19 protein-coding genes are annotated in these 24,752 nt (G+C 70.3%); 9 read left to right on the top strand and 10 right to left on the bottom strand.

Going from position 1 to position 24,752, the window contains the following annotated elements:
• Nucleotides 1-18: 18 nt before the first annotated feature.
• From Q4I23_RS08375 to Q4I23_RS08360, 4 genes are read right to left on the bottom strand one after another with little or no spacing between them, the layout of a single operon-like run.
• Nucleotides 19-1,494: a type II and III secretion system protein family protein gene (locus tag Q4I23_RS08375; RefSeq protein ID WP_498525907.1), complete on the bottom strand. Its 1,476-nt coding sequence runs from the start codon at nucleotides 1,492-1,494 to the stop codon at nucleotides 19-21.
• Between the two features lie 31 nt (nucleotides 1,495-1,525).
• The gene (gene cpaB, locus Q4I23_RS08370) at nucleotides 1,526-2,404 is read right to left on the bottom strand and encodes a Flp pilus assembly protein CpaB (RefSeq protein WP_498525906.1); all 879 of its coding nucleotides are present in this window, start codon (nucleotides 2,402-2,404) and stop codon (nucleotides 1,526-1,528) included.
• Nucleotides 2,395-2,967, bottom strand: coding sequence for an A24 family peptidase (locus Q4I23_RS08365; RefSeq protein ID WP_498525905.1), 573 nt, complete (start codon nucleotides 2,965-2,967; stop codon nucleotides 2,395-2,397). The genes cpaB and Q4I23_RS08365 overlap by 10 nt, the downstream gene beginning before the upstream one ends.
• 35 nt (nucleotides 2,968-3,002) lie before the next feature.
• On the bottom strand, nucleotides 3,003-3,215 hold the full coding sequence (locus Q4I23_RS08360) for a Flp family type IVb pilin (protein WP_498525904.1): 213 nt from the start codon (nucleotides 3,213-3,215) through the stop codon (nucleotides 3,003-3,005).
• Between the two features lie 719 nt (nucleotides 3,216-3,934).
• On the opposite strand from Q4I23_RS08360, the gene Q4I23_RS08355 reads away from it, so the two are divergent.
• The 7 genes from Q4I23_RS08355 to Q4I23_RS08325 all read left to right on the top strand — a co-directional run bounded on the left by Q4I23_RS08355 (nucleotide 3,935) and on the right by Q4I23_RS08325 (nucleotide 12,250).
• A complete protein-coding gene (locus Q4I23_RS08355) occupies nucleotides 3,935-5,104 on the top strand; it encodes a cytochrome-c peroxidase (protein WP_498525903.1) in 1,170 nt (389 codons plus the stop codon).
• 174 nt (nucleotides 5,105-5,278) lie between these two features.
• Nucleotides 5,279-6,559, top strand: a complete 1,281-nt coding sequence (locus Q4I23_RS08350; RefSeq protein WP_454020661.1) for an imelysin family protein — start codon at nucleotides 5,279-5,281, stop codon at nucleotides 6,557-6,559.
• A 150-nt stretch (nucleotides 6,560-6,709) separates the two neighbouring features.
• Complete coding sequence (locus Q4I23_RS08345) at nucleotides 6,710-7,966, top strand: di-heme oxidoredictase family protein (protein ID WP_498525902.1); 1,257 nt, start codon at nucleotides 6,710-6,712, stop codon at nucleotides 7,964-7,966.
• 33 nt (nucleotides 7,967-7,999) lie between these two features.
• Nucleotides 8,000-9,112 carry an imelysin family protein gene (locus tag Q4I23_RS08340; RefSeq protein ID WP_498525901.1) on the top strand — a complete coding sequence of 371 codons (1,113 nt, stop codon included), beginning with the start codon at nucleotides 8,000-8,002 and terminating at the stop codon, nucleotides 9,110-9,112.
• 3 nt (nucleotides 9,113-9,115) lie between these two features.
• The gene (locus tag Q4I23_RS08335; protein WP_498525900.1) at nucleotides 9,116-10,240 is read left to right on the top strand and encodes a DUF1513 domain-containing protein; all 1,125 of its coding nucleotides are present in this window, start codon (nucleotides 9,116-9,118) and stop codon (nucleotides 10,238-10,240) included.
• 136 nt (nucleotides 10,241-10,376) lie between these two features.
• Nucleotides 10,377-10,634, top strand: a complete 258-nt coding sequence (locus Q4I23_RS08330; RefSeq protein ID WP_149167507.1) for a hypothetical protein — start codon at nucleotides 10,377-10,379, stop codon at nucleotides 10,632-10,634.
• Nucleotides 10,635-10,666: 32 nt separating this feature from the next.
• Nucleotides 10,667-12,250 carry a gamma-glutamyltransferase family protein gene (locus tag Q4I23_RS08325; RefSeq protein WP_498525917.1) on the top strand — a complete coding sequence of 528 codons (1,584 nt, stop codon included), beginning with the start codon at nucleotides 10,667-10,669 and terminating at the stop codon, nucleotides 12,248-12,250.
• A 42-nt stretch (nucleotides 12,251-12,292) separates the two neighbouring features.
• Here Q4I23_RS08325 and Q4I23_RS08320 read toward each other — a convergent pair whose 3' ends face one another.
• Complete coding sequence (locus tag Q4I23_RS08320; protein WP_498525899.1) at nucleotides 12,293-13,633, bottom strand: amidase; 1,341 nt, start codon at nucleotides 13,631-13,633, stop codon at nucleotides 12,293-12,295.
• A 164-nt stretch (nucleotides 13,634-13,797) separates the two neighbouring features.
• Nucleotides 13,798-14,865: an Ldh family oxidoreductase gene (locus Q4I23_RS08315; RefSeq protein ID WP_498525898.1), complete on the bottom strand. Its 1,068-nt coding sequence runs from the start codon at nucleotides 14,863-14,865 to the stop codon at nucleotides 13,798-13,800.
• Nucleotides 14,866-15,433: 568 nt separating this feature from the next.
• Here Q4I23_RS08315 and Q4I23_RS08310 point away from each other — a divergent pair.
• Nucleotides 15,434-15,913 carry a hypothetical protein gene (locus Q4I23_RS08310; protein WP_498525897.1) on the top strand — a complete coding sequence of 160 codons (480 nt, stop codon included), beginning with the start codon at nucleotides 15,434-15,436 and terminating at the stop codon, nucleotides 15,911-15,913.
• 39 nt (nucleotides 15,914-15,952) lie between these two features.
• Here the strand turns inward: Q4I23_RS08310 and Q4I23_RS08305 are convergent, their stop codons facing one another.
• A complete protein-coding gene (locus Q4I23_RS08305; protein ID WP_498525896.1) occupies nucleotides 15,953-16,969 on the bottom strand; it encodes a sensor domain-containing diguanylate cyclase in 1,017 nt (338 codons plus the stop codon).
• A 266-nt stretch (nucleotides 16,970-17,235) separates the two neighbouring features.
• Between Q4I23_RS08305 and Q4I23_RS08300 the strand changes: the two genes are divergently transcribed.
• On the top strand, nucleotides 17,236-18,546 hold the full coding sequence (locus tag Q4I23_RS08300) for a solute carrier family 23 protein (RefSeq protein WP_237908103.1): 1,311 nt from the start codon (nucleotides 17,236-17,238) through the stop codon (nucleotides 18,544-18,546).
• 69 nt (nucleotides 18,547-18,615) lie between these two features.
• Here the strand turns inward: Q4I23_RS08300 and Q4I23_RS08295 are convergent, their stop codons facing one another.
• The 3 genes from Q4I23_RS08295 to Q4I23_RS08285 all read right to left on the bottom strand — a co-directional run bounded on the left by Q4I23_RS08295 (nucleotide 18,616) and on the right by Q4I23_RS08285 (nucleotide 24,580).
• On the bottom strand, nucleotides 18,616-21,570 hold the full coding sequence (locus Q4I23_RS08295) for a PAS domain-containing protein (protein ID WP_498525895.1): 2,955 nt from the start codon (nucleotides 21,568-21,570) through the stop codon (nucleotides 18,616-18,618).
• A gap of 209 nt (nucleotides 21,571-21,779) precedes the next feature.
• Nucleotides 21,780-23,546, bottom strand: a complete 1,767-nt coding sequence (locus Q4I23_RS08290) for an ABC transporter ATP-binding protein (protein WP_498525894.1) — start codon at nucleotides 23,544-23,546, stop codon at nucleotides 21,780-21,782.
• Complete coding sequence (locus Q4I23_RS08285; protein ID WP_498525893.1) at nucleotides 23,543-24,580, bottom strand: beta-glucosidase; 1,038 nt, start codon at nucleotides 24,578-24,580, stop codon at nucleotides 23,543-23,545. Before Q4I23_RS08285 ends, Q4I23_RS08290 begins: the two co-directional genes overlap by 4 nt.
• Nucleotides 24,581-24,752: the final 172 nt, after the last annotated feature.

The raw sequence follows: 24,752 nt of genomic DNA, 5'->3' as shown, positions 1-24,752 counted from the left end.
TGTGCTCCGCGAAAGGGGTCATTGGAGGCTGAAGCCGGCGTCGCCGTGCAGGCGGGCGGCGCCCGGCCCGATCGCCATCGGGGCGGCGAGCGGGGCGGTGCCGGCCGCGCTGCTGCCGCCGGCCGGGGGCTGCAGGCTCTGGGCGCGGTTCAGGAAGATGCGCTCCACGTCGGTCGCCGCGACGAAGCCGTCGGTGGGGGCGGACAGGGCGTTGGCGGCGGACACCGGGCGGACGAGGTAGGGGGTCACGACTATGACCAGCTCCGTCTCGTTGCGGCGGAACTTGCTGGAGTGGAACAGCGCCCCCAGCACCGGCACGTCGCCCAGCCCCGGCACGGCGTCCAGCGTCGCCGAGGTGTTGTTCTGGAGCAGGCCGGCGATGGCGAAGCTCTGCCCGCTGGCCAGCTCGATGGTCGTCTCGGCGCGGCGCACCGACAAGCCGGGGATGCGGATGGAGTCGACCACGACGGCGCCGTTGTTGGTCAGCTCGCTGACCTCCGGCCGGACGCGCATGCTGATCTGGCCGCCGCCCAGCACGGTCGGGGTGAAGTCCAGGCTGACGCCGTATTTCTTGAACTGGATGGTGGTGGTGCGGTCGTACTGGGCGACCGGGATGGGGAACTCGCCGCCGGCCAGGAAGCTGGCGGTCTCGCCGGATAGGGCGGTCAGGTTCGGCTCGGCCAGCACGGTGATCAGCCCGTCCTCGGCCAGCGCGTCCACCACCGTGTTGATGTCCACCCGCCCGTTGCTGGAGCGGTAGCTGCCGCCGAAGGAGTTGGTCGGCGGGAGGGCGCGGATCAGGTTGCCGGCTGCGTCGAGAATGGGGCGCCCGGTGGCGATCCCGAAGGCGAAGGAGCCGATGTTGAACATGCTCTCGAAATTGACGCCCAGTTCCTTGGTTACTTGGCGCGACACCTCGGCGACGCGGACCCGCAGGTTCACCTGGGCGGGGGAGGCGACGGTCAGGCGGTTGGTGACGGTCTGCCCCTGCCCGACGTAGCGCTCGGCCAGCTCGACCATCTGCCGCGCCGTGGCGGGGGAGGAGACGGTGCCGGTCAACGTGATGCCGTTGCCGGTGCTCTGCACGTCGATGGCAGCGTTGGGGACCTGGGCGACCAGCTTCGACCGCAGGTCGCCGACCGGCATGGTGACGACGACGCTGAAGGCGGCGAGTGGCTTGTTGTCCGCCGAGAGGGCGTAGACGCTGGCCCGTCCCGGCGTCTTGGCGACGATGAAGAAGGCCTGCGGGCCGGACGCCTGCACGTCGGCGATCTCCGGGGCGGAGGTGAAGACGCTGGCCGCCGGGGCCGGCAGGTTGACCGGCTGTCCGCCGCCGACCTCCAGCGTGATCTCGCGGGGGCGCTGCTGCGCCTGGGATTGCTGGGATTGGGCGGGCGCCGCAGCCAGCGCCGCGAACAGCCCGGCCAGGAGGGCCGCCCCCATGATCCTGAGGGCCCCGACCCGGCTTGTGGTGTTGATGGTTGCCATCGTCATGACTTCGTCCCCCCTGGGTCGGCGCACCGGTTCAGCGTTCGAGCGTTTCCGTCTTGGAGCCGCGGATGATGAGCAGCGGCGGGCGGCGGGCGGCGGGCGCCTCCGCGCTGTGGGGTGCGGGAAGCTGGCGCAGGGCGGGCGACACGTCTTCGGCCCAGGTCGGGGCCGAAGCGGCTTCCGCATCGCCCGCGGCGAGGACGGTCTCGTCGGAAAGCAGGCTGCGCAGCGCCAGCGACAGCTTGCCCATCGCGGCGGCGACGGTGACCGTCTCGCTCTGACGGGCGGTGACCTCCAGCGTCACGGTGCGGGGGATGCGTCCGTCCGGCCCGTTCTTCGCCATGCCCGCCTCGCCGAGCTGCTGGTCGATGGCGATAACGCGCAGGTTCTGGAGCACGGTTTCGCCGACCGCCCGGCTGCGCAGGTCGCGCCCCGCCTGGGATTCGAAATTCTGGGTCAGGATCAGATCCACGCGGTCGCCGGGCCAGATCAGCCCGCCGGTCGCGCTGACCGCGTCCACCGCCACCGAGACGGCGCGGCTGCCCGGCGACAGGACGGCGGCGAGGAAGCCGCGCTCCCCCGGCGCGACGATGTGGCCGGCCATGATCGGCTCGCCCGCCGCGAAGGACCGGCGGGTGACGGCGCCGCTGTAGGCGCTTTCGGCAACGCGGCCCCGCACCATGTAGCCGTCCACCAGACGGCCCGGCGGCCAGGCTTCCCAACGCAGATCCTCGGCACGCAGAAGCATGCCGGTGGAGATCGGGCGGGCGGCGACCAGCACGGAATCCATGGGCGCCTGGGGCGCCGGGACCGCGACCGCGGCGGTCGGGGCCGGCAGCATCGAGAAGGACACGTAGCCCACCAGCGACAGCCCGACGAGCAGCAGGGACAGGAAAAGCACTCTCAGAACCATGCCGCTCCTCCGGTGGGGTTGGAGAGGGTGAGCAGCCCGCCGGCGGCCAGGGCGACGCCGTAGGGCACGGAATGGCGGGTGGCGATGCGGTGCGCCTCGGCCGCCAGGAGATGGGCAACGATCCGGGCCGGGCCGGGCTGGCCGCCGAAGAAGCGCAGCAACCGGCGCGCCGGGCGCGCGTTGCGCAGGGCGAGCCATCCGGCGAGATAGAGAAGGGAGAGCACTCCGCCGGCCAGCGCGGTGGTGGTCGCGAAGGGGGCGGCCCGCTCCACCCCGACCAGCAGCAGGATGGCCGAGGCCAGCTTCACGTCCCCGCCGCCCAGCCAGCCCCGCCCATGAAGGGCACACAGGATGAGGAACAGCGTGGCGGCGGCGGCAAGGCTGGCCCAGGGAAAGGGGGCGCCCTGCCACAGCGGAAGCGCGAGACCGAGGCTGGCGAGGAGGATCGACACCGTGTCCGGAATGATGCGCCGGCACAGGTCGTCCGCCGCCGCCCAGCCCAGCGCAAGCCCCGCCATGGGCAGTGCCAGGGAGAGGGGATCGAAGACCGCGATCGTATCCATGGCGGGAGCTTTGCGTGGGAGGGGAGGAGCGGTGTTTACGGAATTTTCGTCGAGGTGCCGCTGACCGTGGAGCCGATGCCGGTGAACAGGGTGCTGACGTTGGTGCCGAAGGTGCGGGCGCCGCCGATGATGACCAGCGCGACAAGCGCCGCCGCCAGACCGTATTCGAGGGCCGTGATGCCCTTGCGGTCCTTGGTGGCGGCCTGGACCGGGGAAATGATGGCGCAGATGTTGGCGAACAGGGTCATTGATTTTCTCCGTTGATAATTGTTATGCGAAGGGTTTTCGCTTCGGCATTGTGAAGCGGAGGGGCTGATTACTGATTTTCAGGGAATGCACGGCGTCTGTGATTTCAGGATGTCGAAAGCCGGTATTTTAATAAACCTATCGATTGGGGTAGTCCGGCGGGCCGGCATCGTTGTCTTTGCGATCCGCAACGCAACTTTTCGCGCTGCCTTCAGGCAAAGTGCAGGCATCGCCATGTGCAGAGGCGTCGGGTCAAAGAAACGGGAAGGAGAGCGCAGCGCGGGGGCGTGAATGACAATCGGATTGCTTTGAAAGGAAATGATTAGAATTTGAAGTGATTATCGAGCTATGCCAGGATTGTGCCGGCACCGGGGCCGCCACTCCCTTCGTAGCGTGCGGAGCATTTGGAGTCCCGACGGTGGTGGCGCCTCTCCCCGGAATGGTGGCAGGCCTGCCGGTTGGCGAAGCAGAGTCGGTAGCCGGGTCGGGGTACCCTTTTCCGCCAGACCGAAGCGCCCGGACCGGATCGTCCGTCCGGGAGCGGGGCCGGACGAACGGGGCAAGGAGTTAATCCCGTCGGTCCTACGACCAGTGGCAATAGGTCGCACCTTCGTGATAATGAGAATAACTATCATCCAGGCCGAAGGGCATGGATACTGACCGGCAGGCCCCGCCATGGATTGCGACCATGGGCCACCGCCGTCAAGGAGCGAGAGTCAGGATGTCATTGTTCGGCAAATATGTCGCGCCGGCCGCGGCGCTGTCCGCCCTGTTGATCGCTGGTGGTTCCGGCTTGGCGGCCGATCCGGCGGAGATGCAGAAGGCGGACCTGCAGAAGGCCAAGGCCGAGCTGGGCAAGGCGCTGTTCTTCGACAACAACCTGTCCTCCACCCGCAGCCAGTCCTGCGCGACCTGCCACAACCCGGAGTTCGGCTTCGCCGACCCGCGCGGCGCGGCGTCGCTGGGAGCCGACGGCAAGTCGCTGGGCGACCGCAACGCGCCGACCGCCGCCTATGCCCACCTTTCCCCGCACTTCGGCTTCAAGGCCAGCGGGGTTCCCTTCGGCGGGCAGTTCCACGACGGCCGGGCCGCCACTCTCCAGGAGCAGGCCGGCGGCCCGCCGCTGAACCCCGCCGAGATGGCCATGGCCTCCAAGGCGGAGGTGCAGGGGCGGTTGAAGGAGAACGCCGACTACGCGCGGAGCTTCGTCGCCCTCTATGGCGCGGGGGTGCTGGACGACGCCGACCGCGCTTATGACGCGATGACCGACAGCATCGCCGCCTTCGAGACGACCGACGTCTTCTCGCCCTTCGATTCCAAGTACGACCGTTATCTGCGCGGCGAATACAAGATGACCGGCGAGGAGGAGCTGGGGATGACCCTGTTCTTCTCGCAGCAGTTCACCAACTGCAACGTCTGCCACAAGCTGAACGCCATGCCGGCGGCGAAGAACGAGGTCTTCACCAACTACGAGTACCACAACATCGGCGTTCCGGTGAACGCGGAGCTGCGGGCGGCCAACGGGGTGGCGGCGACGCACATCGACCGCGGGCTGGCCGAGAATCCGGCGCTGAAGGGTCAGAAGGCGCATGAGGGGAAATTCAAGACGCCGACCCTGCGCAACGTCGCGGTGACCGGCCCCTACATGCACAACGGCGTCTTCAAGGACCTGGAGACCGTCGTCCGCTTCTACAACAAGTACAACAGCACCAAGCCGGCGGACCAGATCAACCCCGAAACCGGCAAGCCCTGGGCCAATCCGGAAATCGCCGCCACCGTCTCCATCAAGGAGCTGGAGGAGGGGCCGGCGCTCGACGACCGCCGAATCAAGGCGCTGGTCGCCTTCATGAAGACGCTGACCGACGCCCGCTACGAACCGCTGGTGAAGTGAGCGTGGGTAGGCGGGGCCGCCGCGATGGCCCCGCCGTCCGCCGCAAATTCGGCAATGCGCAGCCTGCTTGGCAATTGCATCTTGACAATAAGAGTGATTAGCGGCGCATGTTGAGAATGCTTCGCACTTTCATGGCTCTCACGCCAACGATCACCGACGCTTGAGGAGACCTTCATGTTCAAGCACGCCTCCGGCCTTGCCGCCGCGGCTCTCATCGCGCTGGCGCCGCTCGCCGCCGACGCCCAGTCGTCCAAGCCCGCCTACAAGGACGTGGTGAAGACCTACGCCGACATCGCCCAGGCCAGCTACGAGGACTCCGCCAGCACCGCCAAGGCGCTGAAGAAGGCCGTCGACGCGCTGGTGGCCAACCCGTCGGAGGCGACGCTGGCCGCCGCCCGCACGGCGTGGCTGAACGCCCGCGTCCCCTACATGCAGACCGAGGCCTTCCGCTTCGGCAACCCGATCGTCGACGAGTGGGAAGGCAAGGTCAACGCCTGGCCGCTGGACGAGGGCCTGATCGACTATGTGGACGACGGCTACGCCGGCGGCGACAGCAACCCGTTTGCCAAGGCCAACGTGATCGCCAACCCGAAGATCAAGGCCGGCGACAAGACCATCGACGCCCGCAAGATCACCAAGGAGCTGCTGGCCGACAAGCTGCACGAGGCCGGCAAGGTCGAGGCCAACGTGGCGACCGGCTACCACGCCGTCGAGTTCCTGCTGTGGGGCCAGGACCTGAACGGCACGGGTCCGGGAGCCGGCGACCGTAAGGCGACCGACTACGCCAAGGGCAAGGACTGCACCAACGGCAACTGCGACCGCCGCGCCCAGTTCCTGACCGTCGCCACCCAGATGCTGGTCGAGGATCTGGAGGAGATGGCCAAGGCCTGGGGCGCCAAGGGCAAGGCCCGCGCGTCCGTCGCCAAGGCCAAGGAGTCGGAGGGCGTTGCCCGCATCCTGACCGGCCTCGGCAGCCTCAGCTACGGCGAGCTGGCCGGCGAGCGCATGAAGCTCGGCCTCATGCTGCACGATCCGGAGGAGGAGCATGACTGCTTCTCCGACAACACCCACAACTCACACTATTACGACCAGATCGGCATGGTCAACGTCTACAGCGGCCGCTACACCCGCGTGGACGGCAAGGTCGTGACCGGCCCGTCGCTGTCGCAGTATGTCGCCGCCACCGCGCCGGAGGCCGACGCCAAGGTGAAGGAGGCGATGACCGCCACCACCGCCGCGATGAAGGTCATGAAGGACACCGCCGACAGCGGCAAGATGGCCTACGATCAGATGATCGGCACCGACAACGCCGAGGGCAACGCGATCATTTCGACCGCGGTGGACCGTCTGGTCGACCAGAAGAAGGCCCTGGAAGGCGTCGTCGCCGCCCTGGGCGTCTCGGTCGAGCTGGCCGGTTCGGACAGCCTCGACAACCCGTCGGCCGTCGGCAAGTAAGCCGGCGGGCCACGGGTTGCGGTCCCTCTTTCCCGCGTGGGGCGGCGTTGTCCGCTCCCCGCCGACCGCCCGCGCGGGGGAGGGACCGCAGCCCGGCCTTTTCGTCTTTATGAAATGGGGCACTCCGCCCGACCGATGCCCGCCCGACCGATGAAAGCCCGCCTCGCCTTCCTGCTCGCTCTGCTGCCGGCCCTGCCGGCGGTGGCGGGCGACCTCGACGCCCGGATCGGCGAAAAGCTGTTCCGGAGGATGTGGGTCAGCGCCCCCACGGTGACGCACGCCAACGACGGGCTGGGTCCGCTCTACGACGCCCGCTCCTGCGCCGCCTGCCATCCGGCGGCCCGTCAGGGGCGCCCGCCCGACCCCGATACGCCCGACGACCGCGGCGTCGGCTACGCGCTGAAGCTCAGTGGCGATCCCGTCTATGGGCGGCAGATCCAGACCAACGCGGTGCTCGGCTTCGCCATCGAGGGCAAGCCCGTCCTGACCTACCGCGAGGAGACGGTGCGATTCCCCGACGGCGACACGGCGACGCTGCGCCGCCCGCTGGTGACCGTCACCGACCTCAATTACGGACCGCTGGCCGAGGCAACGGCGATCTCCGCCCGCATCGCCCCGTCCGTGCGCGGCATGGGCCTGCTGGAGCGCATTCCCGAGGCCGACATCCTGTCCGGCGCCGATCCGGAGGACCGCGACGGCGACGGCATCGCCGGACGCCCCAACTGGGTGGCGCCGGAGGGCACACGGCAACTCGGCCGCTTCGGTTGGAAGGCCGTCCACCCGACGCTGCACCGCCAGAATTCTGAGGCCTTCAGCCTCGACATCGGCATGTCGACCCCGGCCTATCCCGAGCCCTGGGGCGACTGCACCCCGGCGCAGACCGAATGCCGGAACGCCCCGCACGGCGACTCCCCGCAGTATGAGGGGCTGGAGATCCCCTCCACGGTGATCGGGCTGATCGACGGTTATCTGCGCACCCTGCCGCCCGACGGCGGGCTGGAGGCGCCGCATGACACGGCGGGCAGCGCGCTGTTCGCCGCCACCGGCTGCGCGTCCTGCCACCGCCCCTCCTTCACCACGGCGGAAGACGCCGCGCATCCCGCGCTGTCCCGCCGGACGATCTTCCCCTACAGCGACCTGCTTCTCCACGACCTGGGCGAGGATCTGGCCGACGGCGTGGCGATGGGCGAGGCGCGGGGCCGCGACTGGCGCACGACGCCGCTGTGGGGGATGAAGCGGCTGGCGGAGTCCGACGGCACACTGGCCCTGCTCCACGACGGGCGGGCGCGCAGCGTGACCGAGGCCATCCTTTGGCACGGCGGCGAGGCGGACAGGGCGCGCGGCGCCTTCATGGCCCTGCCGCGCGGCGACCGCGAAAAGTTGGTGCGTTTCGTTCTGGGGCTCTAAAGTCCACACGGTTTGAATGGCATAGGTGATGAGATGCAACGCCGCCGCATGATCGGCCTGATGTCGGCCGCCGCCCTGTCGATCCTCCTGCCGGGCAAGCTCGCCCTGGCGGCGCGGGAGCCGGCGGGGGACGCCGCCGTGCTGGGCGGTCTGGTCCGAACCCACGCCCTGCCGCGCTTCGACGCGCTGGCCGGTGCCGCCGGCATCTACGCGGAGCGGCTGGCCCAGTTCACCGCGGCGCCGACGGCGGACGGGCTGGAAAGCTGCCGCGCCGCCCACCGCGCCGTTTACGAGGCTTGGGCCGGCGTCCAGCACCTGCGCGCCGGCCCGCTGTCGATGGAGCTGCGCGCCGACCGCATCGCCTTCTGGCCGGAGCGGGCCGGGGTGGTGCAGCGCCAGATCCTCGCCATGCTCAAGGCCCGCGATCCGAAGCTGCTGGAGCCGGGCGGGCTGGCCCGCCAGAGCGCCGCGGTGCAGGGGCTGACCGCGCTGGAGCGGCTGCTGTTCGACGAGGGCGTCACCGCCGCTGGTTTCCAGGGGGATGAGGCCGGACGCTTCCGCGGCGCGCTGGCCGCCGCGGTGGCGCAGAACGTCCTCGCCATCACCCGCGAGGTCCGCGACGGCTGGAAGGCGCTGGAGGCGCCGCTGACCGCCGGGGAACAGACCGCGCTCGGCCCCGGCGCCGGGTCCGCGGTCAACGTCCTGTTCACCGGGGCGCTCACCGCCCTGCAGGTGGTCGCCGACCAGAAGCTGCTGGCGCCGCTCGGCCCCAACGCCGGGGAAGCCAAGCCCGCGGTGGCCGAGGCGCTGCGCAGCGGCCAGTCGGCGCGCAACGTCCGCATCAACCTGGAGGCGCTGCGCGCGCTGCTGCTGGGCGAGGGCGGCGGTCCCGGCCTGACCGCGCCGCTGCCCGCCGGCGACGCCGGGACCCAGGCCCGCCGCGCGCTGGAGGAGGGCTTCACCGCCGCGATCCGCGCCGCCGAGGCGATCCCCGCCCCGATCAACGTCGCCGTCACCGATCCGGCCAAGCGCAAGACCGTGGAGGCCACCCTGCAACGGGCCAAGGACCTGCGCAACCTGCTGACCGGCACGGTGGCGCCGCTGCTGGACATCAGCATCGGCTTCAATGAACTGGATGGAGACTGAGCGATGGACGCGACCCGCCGGGGCACCCTGCTGCTGATTGGCGGCGGCCTGCTTGGAGGAGGGCTGCTTGGTGCCCTCCTGGGGCCGGCGCGGGCGGAGACCGCGGGGGGCACGCTGTTCCTCAACGCCTACGCCACCGCGACGGCATCGCCGGAGTATGGCGTGGCGGCGCTGGACGGGGCGGGCGGCGTGCGCTTCACCACCCCGACTCCGGGCCGCGCCCATGGCATCGTCCCGCACCCGACGCGGGCCGAGGCGGTCGCCTTCGCCCGCCGTCCGGGGCGCTGGTTCATGCCGCTGTCCTTGGTTGACGGGCACCCGGGGCCGGTGATCCGCGCGCCGGAGGACCGCCGCTTCACCGGCCATGGCGCCTTCTCCACCGACGGGCGGCTGCTCTACGTGGCGGAGGACGATGTGCCGCGCGAGACCGGGTCGATCGGCGTCTACGACGCGATGGACGGCTACCGCCGTGTCGGCGCGATGCCGACCCACGGGCTGGGACCGCACGAGCTTCTGATGATCGCGGACGGCACGGTCCTGGCGGTCGGCAACGGCGGCGTCATCACCCACCCTGACACCGGTCGGGCCAAGCTGAACCTGGACGAGATGGACTCCTCCATCACCTACGTCGACGTGGCGAGCGGGAAGCTGCTCGATCAGGTGCGCCTGCCGGAGGAGCACGCGAATCTCGGCATCCGCCACATCGCCGCTCTGGCCGACGGCGGCATTGCCTTCGGCGCGCAGGACGAGCGGCCCGTCGGCATGCTCCAGCCGCTGACCGGCACGCACCGTCCGGGTGGCGGCGCGGTGCGCCTGTTCGAGACGCCGGACGACGAGCTGTCCCGCTTCGAGGGCTACATCGGCAGCGTCGCCGCCGACAAGGGCAAGGTCGCGGCCAGTTCGCCCAAGGGCGGCATCATCGGGCTGTGGGACGACGCCACCGGCGCGTGGCTGGGGTCGGCGGCGCTGCCCGACGGCTGCGGCATTGCCCCGGACGGCGACGGCTTCCTGGCGAGCAGCGGGCTGGGCAATCTCCGGACCGTCGGCGCGGCGCCGGACCTGCCGGGCGACGGCCTGCGGCTGGCCGACTTCCGCTGGGACAATCATATGACTCGTTTTGCCATATGACTCGTTTTGCCACCTGACGCGCCGTCCGTAAGGTCTTCTATGAAAAAGCGCCGGGCGGCGGCCTGTACGGTGGCCCGCCGCCCGCGGTGCTGGTAGGCTTGGGAACACTGCCGCCAAGACACTGCCGCCGGACGCCATGATCGTTGATGAATATCTGGGGTTTCGCGCCGGGGACGAGGTTCTCGACCTTGCGGAGCTGACCGCCGGAACCGCGCGCATCAAGGAACTTCACCTCGTGCCCAGCGACTGGGCGAACGGGCCGACCGTCATCGCCGTGATGGTCAACGGCGCCGAGCGTTACGTCATCCAACTCAAGAAGGTGCACGCCCACGGCGCGGAAGAGCCGGAGGTGCGGGGACGCCGCGTGGTCCCCCTGCGCCGCAGCCCCCATTGATCCTCTTCCCCGGTCCGGAGGCTTCCATCGTGATGCGTGACTTCTGCCGGCCCGGACGGTCGGCGCTGGTGGCGGCGGAGGCCGCGGTGGCCACCTCGCACCCGCTGGCGAGCGCGGCGGCCCTTGAGATCCTGGCGGCGGGCGGCAACGCCGTGGACGCGGCCATCGCCGCCGTCGCGGTGCAATGCGTGGTCGAGCCGCACATGACCGGCATCGGCGGCGATGCCTTCGCCCTCTACGCCCCGGCGAACGGGCCGGTGGTCGCCCTGAACGGCAGCGGGCGCGCTCCCGCCGCCGCGAGCGTGGAGCGTCTGGCCGTGCTGGGCGTCACCGGCGAGATCCCGCGCCACGGCGCCCACGCGGTCACCGTGCCGGGCGCCGTCGCCGCCTGGACGCGGCTGCACGCCGACCACGGGCGGCTTCCGCTCGACCGGATCTTCCTCCGCGCCATCCGCTACGCCGAGGAGGGCTACGGCGTCTCCCCGCGGGTGGCCCGGGATTGGGCGGCGGCGGTCCCCCTTCTGGCGGCGGACGAGGGCTGCCGCGCCGTCTTCCTGCCCGGTGGCCGCGCCCCGCGCGCCGGGGAACGCCATGCCCAGCCCTTGCTCGGCCAGCGGCTGCGCGACATCGCGGCGCACGGGGCGGCGGCCTTCTACACGGGGGCGACGGCGGAGTCGCTGGTCGGCTTCCTGCGCGCCCGCGGCGGGTTGCACACGCTGGACGACTTCGTGGCGGCGCAGGACGGGGCGGAGTATGTGACGCCCATCGCGACCGACTACCGCGGCTATGAGATTCTCGAGTGCCCGCCGAACGGCCAGGGCCTCGCCGCGCTGATGATCCTGAACGCGCTGGGCGGCTTCGACCTGTCGCCGTCGGTCGGCGACGCGGACCGCCACCATCTGCAGGCCGAGGCGACCAAGCTCGCCTACCACCACCGTGACGTCCTGGTGGGGGAGGGCGGACCGGACGCCGCCGCGGCGCTGCTGTCCGCGGAGGCGACGGCGGCGCTGCGCCGCCGCATCAATCCGGCCCGCGCCCAGCCCCCCGCGCTGTGGACGGAGGCGGAGCACAAGGACACGGTCTGCCTCAGCGTGGTCGACCGCGACGGCAACGCCATCTCCTTCATCAACTCGATTTTCCACAGCTTCGGCAGCGTGCAGCTCGACCCGGCGACCGGCGTCCTCCTGCACAGCCGCGGCACCTCCTTCCGCCTGACTGAGGGGCACCCCAACGCCCTGGCGCCGCGCCGCCGCCCGCTGCACACCATCATCCCCGGCCTGATCCGCAAGGACGGGCGCGCGGTCTGCCCCTTCGGCGTGATGGGCGGCCATTATCAGGCGGCCGGGCACGGCGCCTTCGTATCGGCGCTGCTCGACCGCGGGTTGGACGTCCAGACCGCCATCGACCAGCCGCGCAGCTTCGCCTTCAACGGCGTTCTGGAGATCGAACCCACCGTGGCGGAGGACACCGCGGCGGAACTGGCGCGCCGCGGCCACGCGGTGGTCCGCCGGGACGAGGCGATGGGCGGTGGGCAGGCGATCTGGATCGACCACGCGGCCGGCCTGCTGATCGCCGGCTCGGACCACCGCAAGGACGGCTGCGCCTTGGGGTTTTGATGGGGGCCTCTTGGGAGGGGCGGTTGCGCCGCCCCCCTCGCGTCAGGCGCCCACCACCGGTTCCACCGCCGCGGCGATGGACAGCAGACGGCGGTCGGCCCCCGCCGCGCCGACCAGCATCAGGCCGCTGGGCAGGTCGCCGGCGCGCTGCATCGGCAGGCTGATGGCGCAGCGGTCCAGAAAATTGAACAGCGCGCAGTTGCGCAGCAGCAGCAGGTTCAGCCGTGCGAACTCCGCATCATCGGCGAAGGCGTCGATGCGCGGCGCCAGCAGCGGCACGGTCGGCATCAGCAGCGCGTCGTAGTCCGCCGTGGTCCGGTCGGTGCGGGCGATCAGGTCGGCGCGGCGCTGAGTGACCTCGATGTAATCGGCGGCGCTCATGGTCCGGCCGCGCTCGATCCGCACGCGGACGCGGGGATCGTAGAGGTCGCCCTTCTCCGCCAGCAGATCGCGGTGCCAGTGGGCCGCCTCCGCCGCGGGCAGGCCGCCCTTGGCGTTGGCCGGGCCGACTTCCGCCAGCTCCGCCATGGGGATGTCGATGATGCGCGCCCCGGCCTCGGACAGGCGGCGGCAGGCGGCGTCGAAGGCGGCGGCCACCGCGTCCTCCATGCCATCCAGGACCACGGTTTGCGGCACGGCGAAGCGCAGCCCGGCCAGCCTGACCGGCGGGGGCACCCACTCCGCCTCGCCGGCCAGGACGGCGTCGGCGATGGCGCAGCACTCCACCGTCCGGGCAAGCGGCCCGATGGAATCCAGCGACCAGGACAGCGGCAGGGCGCCGCGCAGCGACACCCGGCGCTGCGTCGGCTTGAAGCCGACGATGCCGCACAGCGCCGCCGGGATGCGGACCGAGCCGCCGGTGTCGGTGCCCAGCGCCAGCGGGACATGGCCGGCCGCCACCGACACCCCGGCGCCCGACGACGAGCCGCCGGGGATGCGCGCGGGATCGGCGGGGTTGCCGGGGGTGCCGTAATGCGGGTTGATGCCGACGCCGGAGAAGGCGAACTCCGTCATGTTGGTCCGCCCCACCACCACCGCCCCGGCGGCGCGCAGCCGGGCCACCGCGTCGGCGTCGCGGTCGGCGGGGGCGGCGCCCTCCAGCGCCCGCGACCCGGCCCGCGTGACGTGCCCGGCCTCGTCGAACAGGTCCTTGACCGAGATCGGCAGGCCGGCCAGCGGGGAGGGGTGCTGCCCGGCCCGGCGCAGCAGGTCCTGGGCGTCCGCCGCCGCGCGGGCCGGCTCGGCGTGCAGGGCGGTGTAGGTCTTGCGCGCCTCCTCGCCTCCGGCCGCGATGGCGGCGAGGGCGGCGTCGACAAGCCGGCGGCTGGTGGTGGCGCCGTCGTCGAGCTGGCGGGACAGGGTGGCGATGGTGGGCGTCGTCATGGCGGGAACCGACCGGGTTTGAAGGGGGGAAGGGGCGTCATACGGCCAGCGCATGAACAGTTCCATGATCGGCCGGCCGTATGACCCTTTCGCACATGGCTGCGCCATGTGCTGTCGGGTTTGAACCGAAGGCGTTTGATGGAGGCCATCAAACGCCTTCGGTATCAGGCGTCGCCGGCCAGGGCGCGCAGCTCGGCCAGCCGGGCGGGGGCCAGCGGGATGCCGTCGCGCAGGGTGCGGGCGCGGCGGGCGTAGCGGCGCTCGCCCGGCATGCGGTCCTGCCCCGCCTCCTTGACGTTCCCGATGAGGCCGGCGACGCGGTCGGCGAAGGCGCCGGTCCCGCCGCGCTCCGGGTCGATGACGATGAAGAGCTGGCCGGTGCAGGGCGTCTCGGCGCCGGGATGGGCCGACCAATCGACCTCGCGCGAGTATTTGCCGCCGGTCAGCGCCGCCGCCAGAACCTCGATCATGAAGGCGATGGAGCCGCCCTTGTGACCGCCGAAGGGCAGCAGGGCGCCGCCGTCGAGGACGGCCTTGGGGTCGGTGGTCGGCTTGCCGTCGCGATCCACGCCGGAGCCGGCGGGGATGGTGTGCCCCTCGCGCGCCGCGATGCGCACGTCGCCGTTGGCCATGGAGCTGGCCGCTTGGTCGAACACCATCGGGTCGCCGCCGGCCACCGGGGTGGCGAAGGCCATCGGGTTGGTGCCGTAGACGGCGGCCTTGCCGCCCGGCGGCACGACGCAGGCGAAGCTGTTGACGAAGGAGAGCGCCACCAGCCCCTCCCGCGCGAAGGGCTCGACGTCCGGCCACAGGGCGCTGAAATGGTGGGAGTTGCGGATCGCCATCACGGCGACGCCGTTGTCGCGCACCATCTCCAGGAAACGGTCGCGGGCGGCCAGGAAGGCGGGCTGGGTGAAGCCGTTGGCGGCATCGACGCGCAGGAAGGCGGGACCGGCCTCCTCCACCGTCGGTTCGGCCCGCCCGTCCACCCATCCGCTCTTCAGCGAGCCCACATAGCCGGGGATGCGGAACACGCCGTGGCTGGTGGAGCCGTCGCGCTCGCAGGACGCGCAGTTCTCCGCCAGGATCGCCGCCACCCGCTCCGACGCGCCGTGGCGCCGGAAGATGCGCTCCAGAAGGGCCACCAGATCGGCGAAGGCGACGGGGGTCGCGGTGTCCGCGGTCTGGGCGAAGGCCGCGGCGGCGCGGCGGCTGGGGGTCTCGTCACTCATGCTCGTCCCTTCCGGTTCTCGTGCTCTTTGTCTTTGTGCTCGTCTTGCGGGCGCCCCGGACTCTTGCCGGTCCACCGGTCGCCGGGCGCACCATAGCGCGCGGCGGCGGCGCGGGTGAAAGGGAATGGCATCCGCGCGTTCGCAATCGTTCTGCGGGGCCTGGGATTGAAGGACGGGCTTCGTTTGTAATCCTGAATGTGCGTAAGTATAACCAACTGACTTTGTTGGCGAATCGGACGGCGACGGGAACCATGTCGCCGCCGGGACCGTTGTCTGGGAGCCTGCCGGCCGACGGCGCATCCGCTGGTCGTCACGGTGCTCCGGCACGGAGGAGCGGCAAATTGCCGCGTTCATCGCCACGCGGGCGTGAAAGCGCGCGGAATCAGCCCTGCCATGCTTCCGGTGGGTGTTGACGGGCAGATGTTGCGGTGCACAATAAGCAATGAACCGGACGAGCATTATAAAATGCTTGTTCTGGATCAAGGTCACGGGCCTGCGTTCCTGTCAAACAGACGGGGACACTGCAGACGCCGGTTGCCGCGGTTGAGTGTTTTGTAGAGGGGCCACGATGCGCGATCATTCCAGCCGTCACGGTGATTCCGGTTTCGACGCCGGGGTTCTCTGGGGAACCTCCATCGCTGGCATCGCTCTGTCCGGCCTCATGGCGTTCACCTGGAATCCCGCGGACGCGTCCTCGTCCGGGCCGGCCTCGGCCATCATCGATCGCGGCGCCCACCAGCTCGACCACGCCGCCTGCACGGAGGCGCTGTCCACCCTGCTGGCCCGCTTCCGCGACAACCCGGACGTTCTCTGGATTTGGGTGGAGCAGAGCGTTCCGACGGGCCATGGGCTGGTCGTGCGCACCAAGGCCACTTCGGTGTCGCCCGACGCCCCGCGGCCCTACGCCGTCCGTCCCAACGCCGCCGTGAATCCGGAACAGGCCTGCGGCTTCACCAGCAATTCGGTCCATGCGCTGTCGATGGGCGGCATCGCCCAGCCCTACGAGGTGACCGCTCCCGACCCCTGGAGCGTGGCCAACGGCCCGTAAGGCGCCGGCAATCGCCGCGGGCGGCGTCTGGCTTGGGCCTCAGGCCCGGGCGGCCCGCCGAGTCTTCTTCTGAACATACATGGCGGCGTCGGCGGCGCGCAGCGCGTCGTCGGGCGTCGTGGTGCCGGGGTCAGCGCTGACCACCCCGACGCTCGCCCCGGGATAGTCGAAGGCGCAACCGCCCAGGCGGTAGGCGCCGCGGATCAGCGGTGTCACCCGCTCGCGCAGAGCGTCGGCGGCGTCATCCCCCTCGGCGCCGGGCGTGGCGCCCATGCCGACGATGATGAACTCGTCGCCGCCCAGCCGGCCCAGCGTGTCGCCCGCCCGCAGCCCCGTGCCGATGCGCCGCCCCACCTCGGTCAAGAATTCGTCGCCCGCCTCGTGCCCATGGGTGTCGTTGATGGCCTTGAAGCCGTCCAGGTCGATGAAGCCGATCAGCACGCTCTGGCCGGCCCGCTCGGCCATGGCGAACAGCCGGTGCAACTCCGCGACCACGGCGCGCCGGTTCGGCAGACCGGTCAGCGCGTCGGTGTAGGAATAGGATTCCAGCGCCGCGTTCAATTCCCGGAACTGGGTCAGGAGTTGTTCGCGCTGGATGTGAAGGGCGATCAGCGAGGCGAACAGGCGCAGCACCTGCTCTCCCTTGGGCGTCAGCGGCTTTTGCTCCGAGCTGGCGGCGCAGAGCGTGCCGAACAGGCTGCCGTCGTCGAGATGGACGGGCGTGCTGACATAGGTGCGGATGCCCAGCGCCGCCGCTGCCTCGGAGTCGCCCCAGCAGTTGGGCACGTCGTCGGTGTAGAGCTTCCCTTCGTCGAGCGCCCGCTTGCACAGCGTGCCCTCCCACGGAACGGCCAGCCCTTCAGGAATGGTCAGGGTTTTGGTGTTGCAGGAGAAGAGAATGCGCTGGATGCCGTGTTCCAGCTCGATCCGGGTGAGGTAGGTGGCCTCCAGCTCCGTCACCAGCTCCAGAAGCGACAGCAGGGGCCGCGTCAGCTCCTCCACCGTCTTCGCCGACGAAAGGGTGTCTGAAAGTTGTGCAAACAGTTCGTCGGCCATGCGGTCAATCACTCTAAAGGCAAGCGCTCAAACCCGCATCGCGTGCGGGAACGCAGTCTCATGTCCATTCACGGGAATTTTTATCAAACATCATACTAACGAATGGTCTATGGTGAGGCAACGAAGGAATGATTTCACGCCTATGACGGTGCCCCCGGGCCTCGTGGGGGCCTTGTGCCGAAAAATTCCGCATGGTGGCGTTTGACCGGGCAGGCCGTCGCGGAGTAACCCTTGCCGCGCAACCACCGATACGGGAACCGCAGTTCATGACAGCCCCGCGCGACCGGGTGCTGGACGTCCACGACCGTCCGCCCCCGGCCACCTTTTTCCTGCTCAGCCTCCAGCACCTGTTCGCCATGTTCGGCGCCAACGTGCTGGTGCCGATCCTCACCGGTCTCGACCCGTCGGTGGCGCTCGTCACCAGCGGTCTGGGCACCCTGATCTATCTGGCCTTCACCAAATGGCGGCTGCCCGCCTATCTGGGCTCCTCCTTCGCCTTCATCGGCCCGATCGTCGCCGCCACCCAGATCGGCGGGACCGGCGGCGCGCTGGTCGGGGCCTGTGCGGCGGGGGCGGTCTATGTGGCGGTCGCCCTGCTGATCCGCGCCTTCGGCGTGCGCTGGCTGCTGGCCATCCTGCCGCCCATCGTCGTCGGGCCGGTGATCGTGGTGATCGGCCTCGGCCTCGCCTCGGTCGCCGTGGGCATGGCCCAGAACACCGCCGGCGGCGGCGAGTACAGCCTGCCGCACTTCCTGCTGGCGCTGGCGACGCTGGGCAGCATCTTCCTCTACTCCATCGTGCTGCGCGGCTTCTTCACGGTGGTGCCGATCCTGCTGGGCATCCTGACCGGCTATGCGCTGGGCGTGGTCTTCGGCATGGTGGACTTCGGACCGGTCGCCGCGGCGCCCTTCCTGCGGATGCCCGACTTCCACCTGCTGTTCTCCGGCATGAAGGAGGGCGTCTCGGCCTGGGCGATGATCCTGCTGGTGGCGCCGGTGGCGCTGGTCACCATCGCCGAGCACATCGGCGGGCAGATCGTGCTGAGCCGCGTCGTCGGCCGCAACTTCATCGCCGATCCGGGCCTGCACCGCTCGGTGTTCGGCGACGGCGTGGCGACCATGGTGGCGGGCGCGCTGGGCGGTCCCCCGGCGACGACCTACGGTGAGAACATCGGCGTGTTGGCGGTGACCCGCGTGTTCAGCGTCTGGGTGATCGGCGGGGCGGCGACGCTCGCCATCATCCTGGGTTTCGTGGGCAAGCTGTCGGCTTTCCTGTCCAGCATCCCCACGGCGGTGATGGGCGGCGTGTCCATCGCCCTGTTCGGCGTCATCGCGTCCTCGGGCATCCGCACCCTGATCGAAGGCAAGGTGGATCTGGGCGACAAGCGCAACCTGCTGATCTCCTCGACCATCCTGGTGATCGGCATTGGCGGGGCGTCGCTGAAGTTCGGCGACGGCGGCTTCGTCGTCTCCTCGATGGCGCTGGCGGCGCTGATGGGTGTCGTCCTGAACGCGGTCCTGCCGGGCCGCGGCACCGGCGGCGACGCCGAGGCCATCCTGTCCTCCGACCACATCTGACCAACCGGATCGCGACCGGCCAAGGCGGAGTCCCCCTGGGGGCTCCGCCTTTTTTATTCCCCGACCTTTTTATTCCTCGTTTTGGCCCATCAGGATCGCGTCGATCCGCCCGACCAGTTCGTCGATCCGATAGGGCTTCGCCAGCACCGGGATGCCGGTGGCGCGGGCGATGTCCTCGCTGTAGCCGGTCGCCAGGATGACCGGCAGGCTGGGTCGCCGCTCGCGGGCTTCGCGGGCCAGGTCGATGCCGCTCATCCCACCGGGCATCACCACGTCGCTCAGCAGCACGTCGACCCCGTCGTCCGCCAGGTGGGGCAGCGCCTCCTCGGCGTTCGCGGCGGACAGCACGGCGAACCCGGCGTCCTCCAGCGCCGTGCTGACGGTCATGGCGACGATGGGATCGTCCTCCACCACGAGGACGCGGCCGTGGCGCCGCGCGCCAACCGACGGCGGCACGATGGCGGCGGGCAGGGCGGGCTCCACCGCCGGAGTCACGGCGGAGCGGCGGAGCAGAAGATGCACCGTCGTGCCGCGGTCCGGCGCGCTGTCGATCCAGGCGGTGCCGCCGGCCTGCCGGGCGAGGCCGTAGACCTGGGCCAGCCCCAGCCCCGTCCCCTTACCGAGGTCCTTCGTCGTGAAGAACGGCTCGAAGGCGCGGGCTGCCACCGCGGCGGGCATGCCGCAGCCGGTGTCCGACACGGACAGGTGCAGGAATTCGCCCTCCACCCCCCGCGGATCGCCCGGAGGAAACACCGTGTTGACCGCCTCCACCGTCAGCCGCCCGCCGGACGGCATGGCGTCGCGCGCGTTGACGGCGAGGTTGATGACCGCCAACTCGAACTGGGTCGGGTCCACCTCGACGGGCCAGAGATCGTCGCCAAGGCGGAGATCCAGCGCGATGTCGGCGCGCAGCGCCCGTTCCAGCAGGGCCGACATGGCGAGCATCCGGTCACGCACGCCGATGGATTCCGGGCGCAGGCTGTCGCGCCGGGCGAAGGCCATGAGCTGCTGCACCAGCTTGGCTCCGCGCCCCACCGCCTGCTGTCCGGCGTCGAGCAGGGCGTGGACCTGCGGCTCCTCCGTGCGGCGCCCGATCATCGACAGGCAGCCTTCCAGCGCCTGGAGCAGATTGTTGAAGTCGTGAGCCACGCCGCCGGTCAACTGGCCGACCGCCTCCATCTTCTGGGCTTGGCGAAGCTGCTCCTCGGTCTGCCGCAGGGCGGCGTCGGCCTCCTTCTGGGCGGTAATGTCGCGGCCCACGGCGTGGATGAAGCGGTCGTCCGGCACGGCGACCCAGGACAGCCAGAGATAACGCCCGTCCTTGTGGCGGTAGCGGTTCTCGAAGCGCGGCGTGGTGTGCCCGGCGCCCAGCCGTGCCGCCTCGGCCCGCGTGCGCTCCAGATCGTCCGGATGCACGAAGTCCAAGAAGTTGCGCGTCGCCAGTTCGCCCTCCGACCAGCCCAGCAGGCTGGTCCAGGCCGGGTTCACCGCGCTGATGGCGCCGTCGAAGCGCGCCACCAGCATGACATCGGTGGACAGGCGCCACATGCGGTCGCGGTCGGCGGTGCGTTCGGCGACGCGCTGCTCCAGCGTGGCGTTCAGGTCGCGCAGCGCGTCCTCGGCCCGCTTGGCCTCGGTGACGTCGCTGCCTTCGCAGAAGATCCCGGTCACCCGCCCGTCGGCGTCCTTGATCGGCTGGTAGATGAAGGTGATGAAGCGTACCTCGACGGGCGCGCCGGGTTGGCGGACGACCCGCACCGGCAGGGCGTGCCCGACGAAGGGCTTCCCGCTGTCGTAGACGCGGCCCAGCAGTTCGAAGAAGCCCTGCCCGGCGACCTCCGGCATGGCCTCGTGCACCGGCTTGCCGATCAGGGGGCGATCGCCGACCAGTTGCCGGTAGGAGTCGTTGGCCAGTTCGAACACATGGTCCGGGCCGCGCAGCACACACATGAAGTTGGGCGCCTGCCGGAACAGGGTGCGCATCTGCTCCCCCTCCGCGGCCAGCCGGGCGTTGGCGCGGCGCAGCGACTCCTCGGCCTGGGCGCGCTCCAGAGCGGACCATGTGCGCTCTGCCACCTCCTCGACCAGCCGGACTTCGTCCGGGTGCCAGCGCCGCGCCTTGCGGTCGTGGATGTAGAGGGCCGCGACCATCCGCCCGTTCTTCACCAGGCTGGTGGTGACGGTGGAGGCGAGGTTCAGCGCCGCGAAGGCGGCCTGGCGGTCCGGCTCGGCGAATCGCGGGTCCGTCGCTGTGTCGTGGATGGTCAGCGTCCCGCCGCCGCGCAGCGTGTCCAGAAGTTCCGGTCCGAAGCTCAGCAGGTCATGGGTGCCGGCCTGATGATCGACGCTGCCGTCGGTCCAGTTCCGCTCCGTTGTGAAAAAGCGCGCGGTCTCGTCCATCACGCCGTAACCGACGCGGCTGGCTCCCAGGTGGCGCCCCAGGGCTTCCGCCGCCGCCGCCGCCACCGCGAAAGGGTCGGAGAGCTGGCGCAGCCGGGATTCCAGCTCCAGATGGAAGGCGGTGCGCCGGGCGGCGAGCACCTGTGCGGTCGTCTCGACGACGGCGCAGAACATCCCCGGAATGCGCCCGTCCTCGCCCCGCACCGGGGTGTAGGAGAAGGTGAACCAGGCGTCCTCGCGGAAGCCCCGGCGCTCCATCGGGATCAGCAGATCCTCGTACCAGGAGGCTTCGCCGGACAGCGTGCGGTCGACCAGCGGTTTGATCTGGTGCCAGATGTCCCACCACACCTCCGCGAACGGACGGCCGAGCGCCTCCGGGTGCTTGGCCCCGAAGATCGGCACATAGCCGTCGTTGTAGAGGAAGGCCAACTCGGGCCCCCAGGCCACGAACATCGCCTGCCGGGAGGAGAGGACGACGCTGACGATGGTGCGCAGGCTCTGCGGCCAGCCCTCCGGCGGGCCGAGCGCCGTGGATGCCCAGTCGTGGGAGCGCATCCGCTCTCCCATCTCGCCCCCGCCGGACAGGAAATCCAAGTTGCCGCCAATCACCGGCAGGTCGGTCATACGCCGGCTCCGCGGATTTTGCACGGAATAAGGGTTTGATGTTCAAGGCTGCTATCGTCGGTCGTGGCTTTCATCGAGCTTTCGGGCCGAGGCGAGGTTGCGTCTGGTGTCTTAACACACAACGCCCGGAAAGATAGCTCGTCGAAGGGCGGTTTTCTCTAACCGTTCCGGCTGATGCGGCCTCCGCGCCACGGTGCGGGGGACGTCATTTACTCCGCCGCGAAGCCCTGCGCCTGGAGCTGCCACAGGGAGTTGAAAAGTCCGCCGCGCCGCCGCAGCTCCGTGGGGTGGCCGTCCTCCGCGATGCGGCCGTCCACCAGGACCAGCACGCGGTCGAAGGCCGACACCGTGGACAGGCGGTGCGCCACCGCGACCACCGTCCGCCCCTGGGCCAGATCGGCCAGCGCCGCCTGGATCTCCTGCTCCGACTGGGTGTCGAGGGCCGAGGTCGCCTCGTCGAGGATCAGGATCGGCGCGTTCTTCAGGAAGGCGCGGGCGATGCCCAGCCGCTGCCGCTGCCCGCCCGACAGCCGCACGCCGCGTTCGCCGACCAGCGTGCCGTAGCCCTCCGGCAACTGCCGGATGAAACCGTCGCAGAAGGCGTGGCGGGCGGCCTCGAACACCTCCTCGTCGCTGGCGTCGGGGCGGCCGTAGCGGATGTTCTCCAGGATCGGGCGGTGGAACAGAGCGATGTCCTGGGGCACCACCGCGATCTTGGCCCGCAGGTCGTCCTGGGCGAGCGTGGTCAGCGGCTGACCGTCAATGAGGATGTCGCCGCGCTGCACGTCGTCCAATCGCTGGATCAGGCTGATGATGGTGGACTTGCCGGCTCCCGACGGGCCGACCAGACCGACCTTCTGCCCGGCCGGGATGGTCAGGCTGAAATCCTCCAGCACCTTGCGCCCTTCGGGATAGCGGTAGGAGACCCGCTCGAACGCGATGGCGCCGCCGCCGGGCTTGGCGGGTTCGGCGGGAACGGGGTCGAGCACGTCGTGGGGGCGGGCGATCACCCGCAGGCTCTCATCAATGGCGCTGACCTGCTGGGTGGCGGTGACCAGCGCGAAGGCGAGGTCGCGGGAGCCGTGCAGGATGCGGAAGGTGAGCGCGCTGACGATCACCACATCGCCGGTGGTGATCGTGCCGTCCCGCCACAGCAGGAGCGCCCACAGCAGCATCGATCCGGCCATCACCCACAGGCAGACGTCATGGACGACGCGGGTCTTCTCCAGATGCATCCAGCTCCGGCGGTGCGCCCCGGCCTCCACCGTGAAGGCCTGCCGCAGGCGCTCGCGCTCCCGGCCGCGGGCGGAGAAGGCCTTCACCGTCCAGACGTTGGACACCACGTCGACCAGCTCGCCGTTGGTGCGGGCGGACTGTTCGGCGAAGGCGTGGTGCACCGTCCGGCCGCGCAGCCCCAGCCCGACGATGGCGACGGCGACCACCACGGCGAACATCACCAACGCCGCCGCCATGCCCCAATGGATGGTCAGCAGCACCAGCACCGCCCCCAGGAAATCGGTGACCGGCGGGACGATGCTCCAGGTCAGGGTGCGGAAGATGGTGGTGGCGGCGTTCTCGGTGGCGGCGATGCGGTTGCCCAGCGACCCGGCCAGATGCGTCGAGAAGTAGCGCATCGAATGGCCGGTCAGGTGCCGGAACAGGTCCAGCCGCATGTCGACGCCGGTCGCCAGCACGGTCCGGCAACCAAGCCAGCCGCCCAGCCGCCACAGCACGTTCTCCGCCGCGATGAAGCCGAGGAACAGGCCGAGCGGAGTCCAGACATCCGCCGCCCCCCGGTCGGGAGAGGCCATGGCGTCGATCAGCAGCTTCATCCCGTACTGCACGGCGACCGCACAGCCCGCCGCCGTCACGATCACCGAGAACAGCCCGCCGAACGACCAGGGCCGCCGCCGGATGTAGCGCATCAGGAAGCGGCCGGGACGGTCCGGGATGGTGTCCTTGCTCGAACCGCTCATTGAGCCGCCTGGAGTTCCGGCCGGGTGGATTGCGGCTGGCCGAGCAGCGCGCCGATGCGGGCCTGTCCGCGCTCCAACGCGGCGGCCAGCGGCTGATACAGGCAACGCCCACCCTGCTCGTCGCACAGGCCGTAGAGGCCGGTCTCGCAATGGCGGTCGTTGGCCCAGCCGGGATAGTCGAGGATCGGGTAGAGGCAGACGCCCTCCACCGGCACCTCGGCCTTCAAGGCCGTGATCACCTCCCCCGTCACATAGTCGAGCCAGGGCACGCGGGCGTCGCCCTCGGCGCCGGTTTCGGCCACCAGGACCGGGCGGCCGTAGCGCTGGTGGACCTCCGCCAGGATGTCGGCGAAGGGGCGGTAGCGCGGGTCGTCGCGTCCGATGGTGCCGCCCTTCAGGAACCACTGGTTGTCGGAGTAGTAGTTGACGCCGATGACGTCCAGATACTCGGGCTTGCCGCCCAGCCCTGGCCAGGCGTAGCCGCCGATCATGTCCCACGCCTCGTACTGGGCCAGCCTAGCCTCCTCCGCAGCTCCGGCGTCGCCCTTGCGGTCGGGGCGTGGCAGCACATTGATGACCGGATCGACCTGGACGATGCGGGCGCGCGGGTCGGCGGCGCGGATCGCGTCGATGGCCGCGATGCTGGCGCGGACGAGTTGGTGCTTGAGTTCGGCCCCGCGGCGCTCGGCCATGGGGTTGAAGCGCTTCATGTCGCCGCCGGCCCAGGCCCAGTAGGAGATTTCATTGACCGGGCAATAGGCGGGCGTCTCCACGCCCTCACCAACGCCCTCATCGCGCAGCAAGGCGGCGGTGGCCCCGGCGAAACGGGCGAAGCGCTCCACGAAGGCGGGCCGCCAGATGTCGATGTCGTCCGGCCAGCCGTAATGGCAGAGGTCCCAGATCACCTGGACCCCGGCCTCCCGCGCCGCTCGGATCATGGGCAGCAGGCTGGACCAGTCGTAGTGGCCCGGCGTGGTCTCGATGAGGTGCCAGCGCACGCCGTCGCGCACGCTGTGCAGGCCGTGGGCGGCCATGTGCCGGTAGTCCTCGGCGGCCAGCCGGTCGTGGCCGGTCGCCGCGATCAGGTCAAGCCGGCGCCCGTCGTGCCGCCGGTGCGTCGAGCATTCGAAACCGCCGAGGAAGACGCTGTCGAACAGGGTGGGGGCTGTCTCTTATACACATCTGACGCTGCCGACGATTATACGC

Source organism: Azospirillum sp. UFLA03-27 (assembly GCF_059803775.1).
This window is presented reverse-complemented; position numbering and strand designations above follow the sequence as displayed.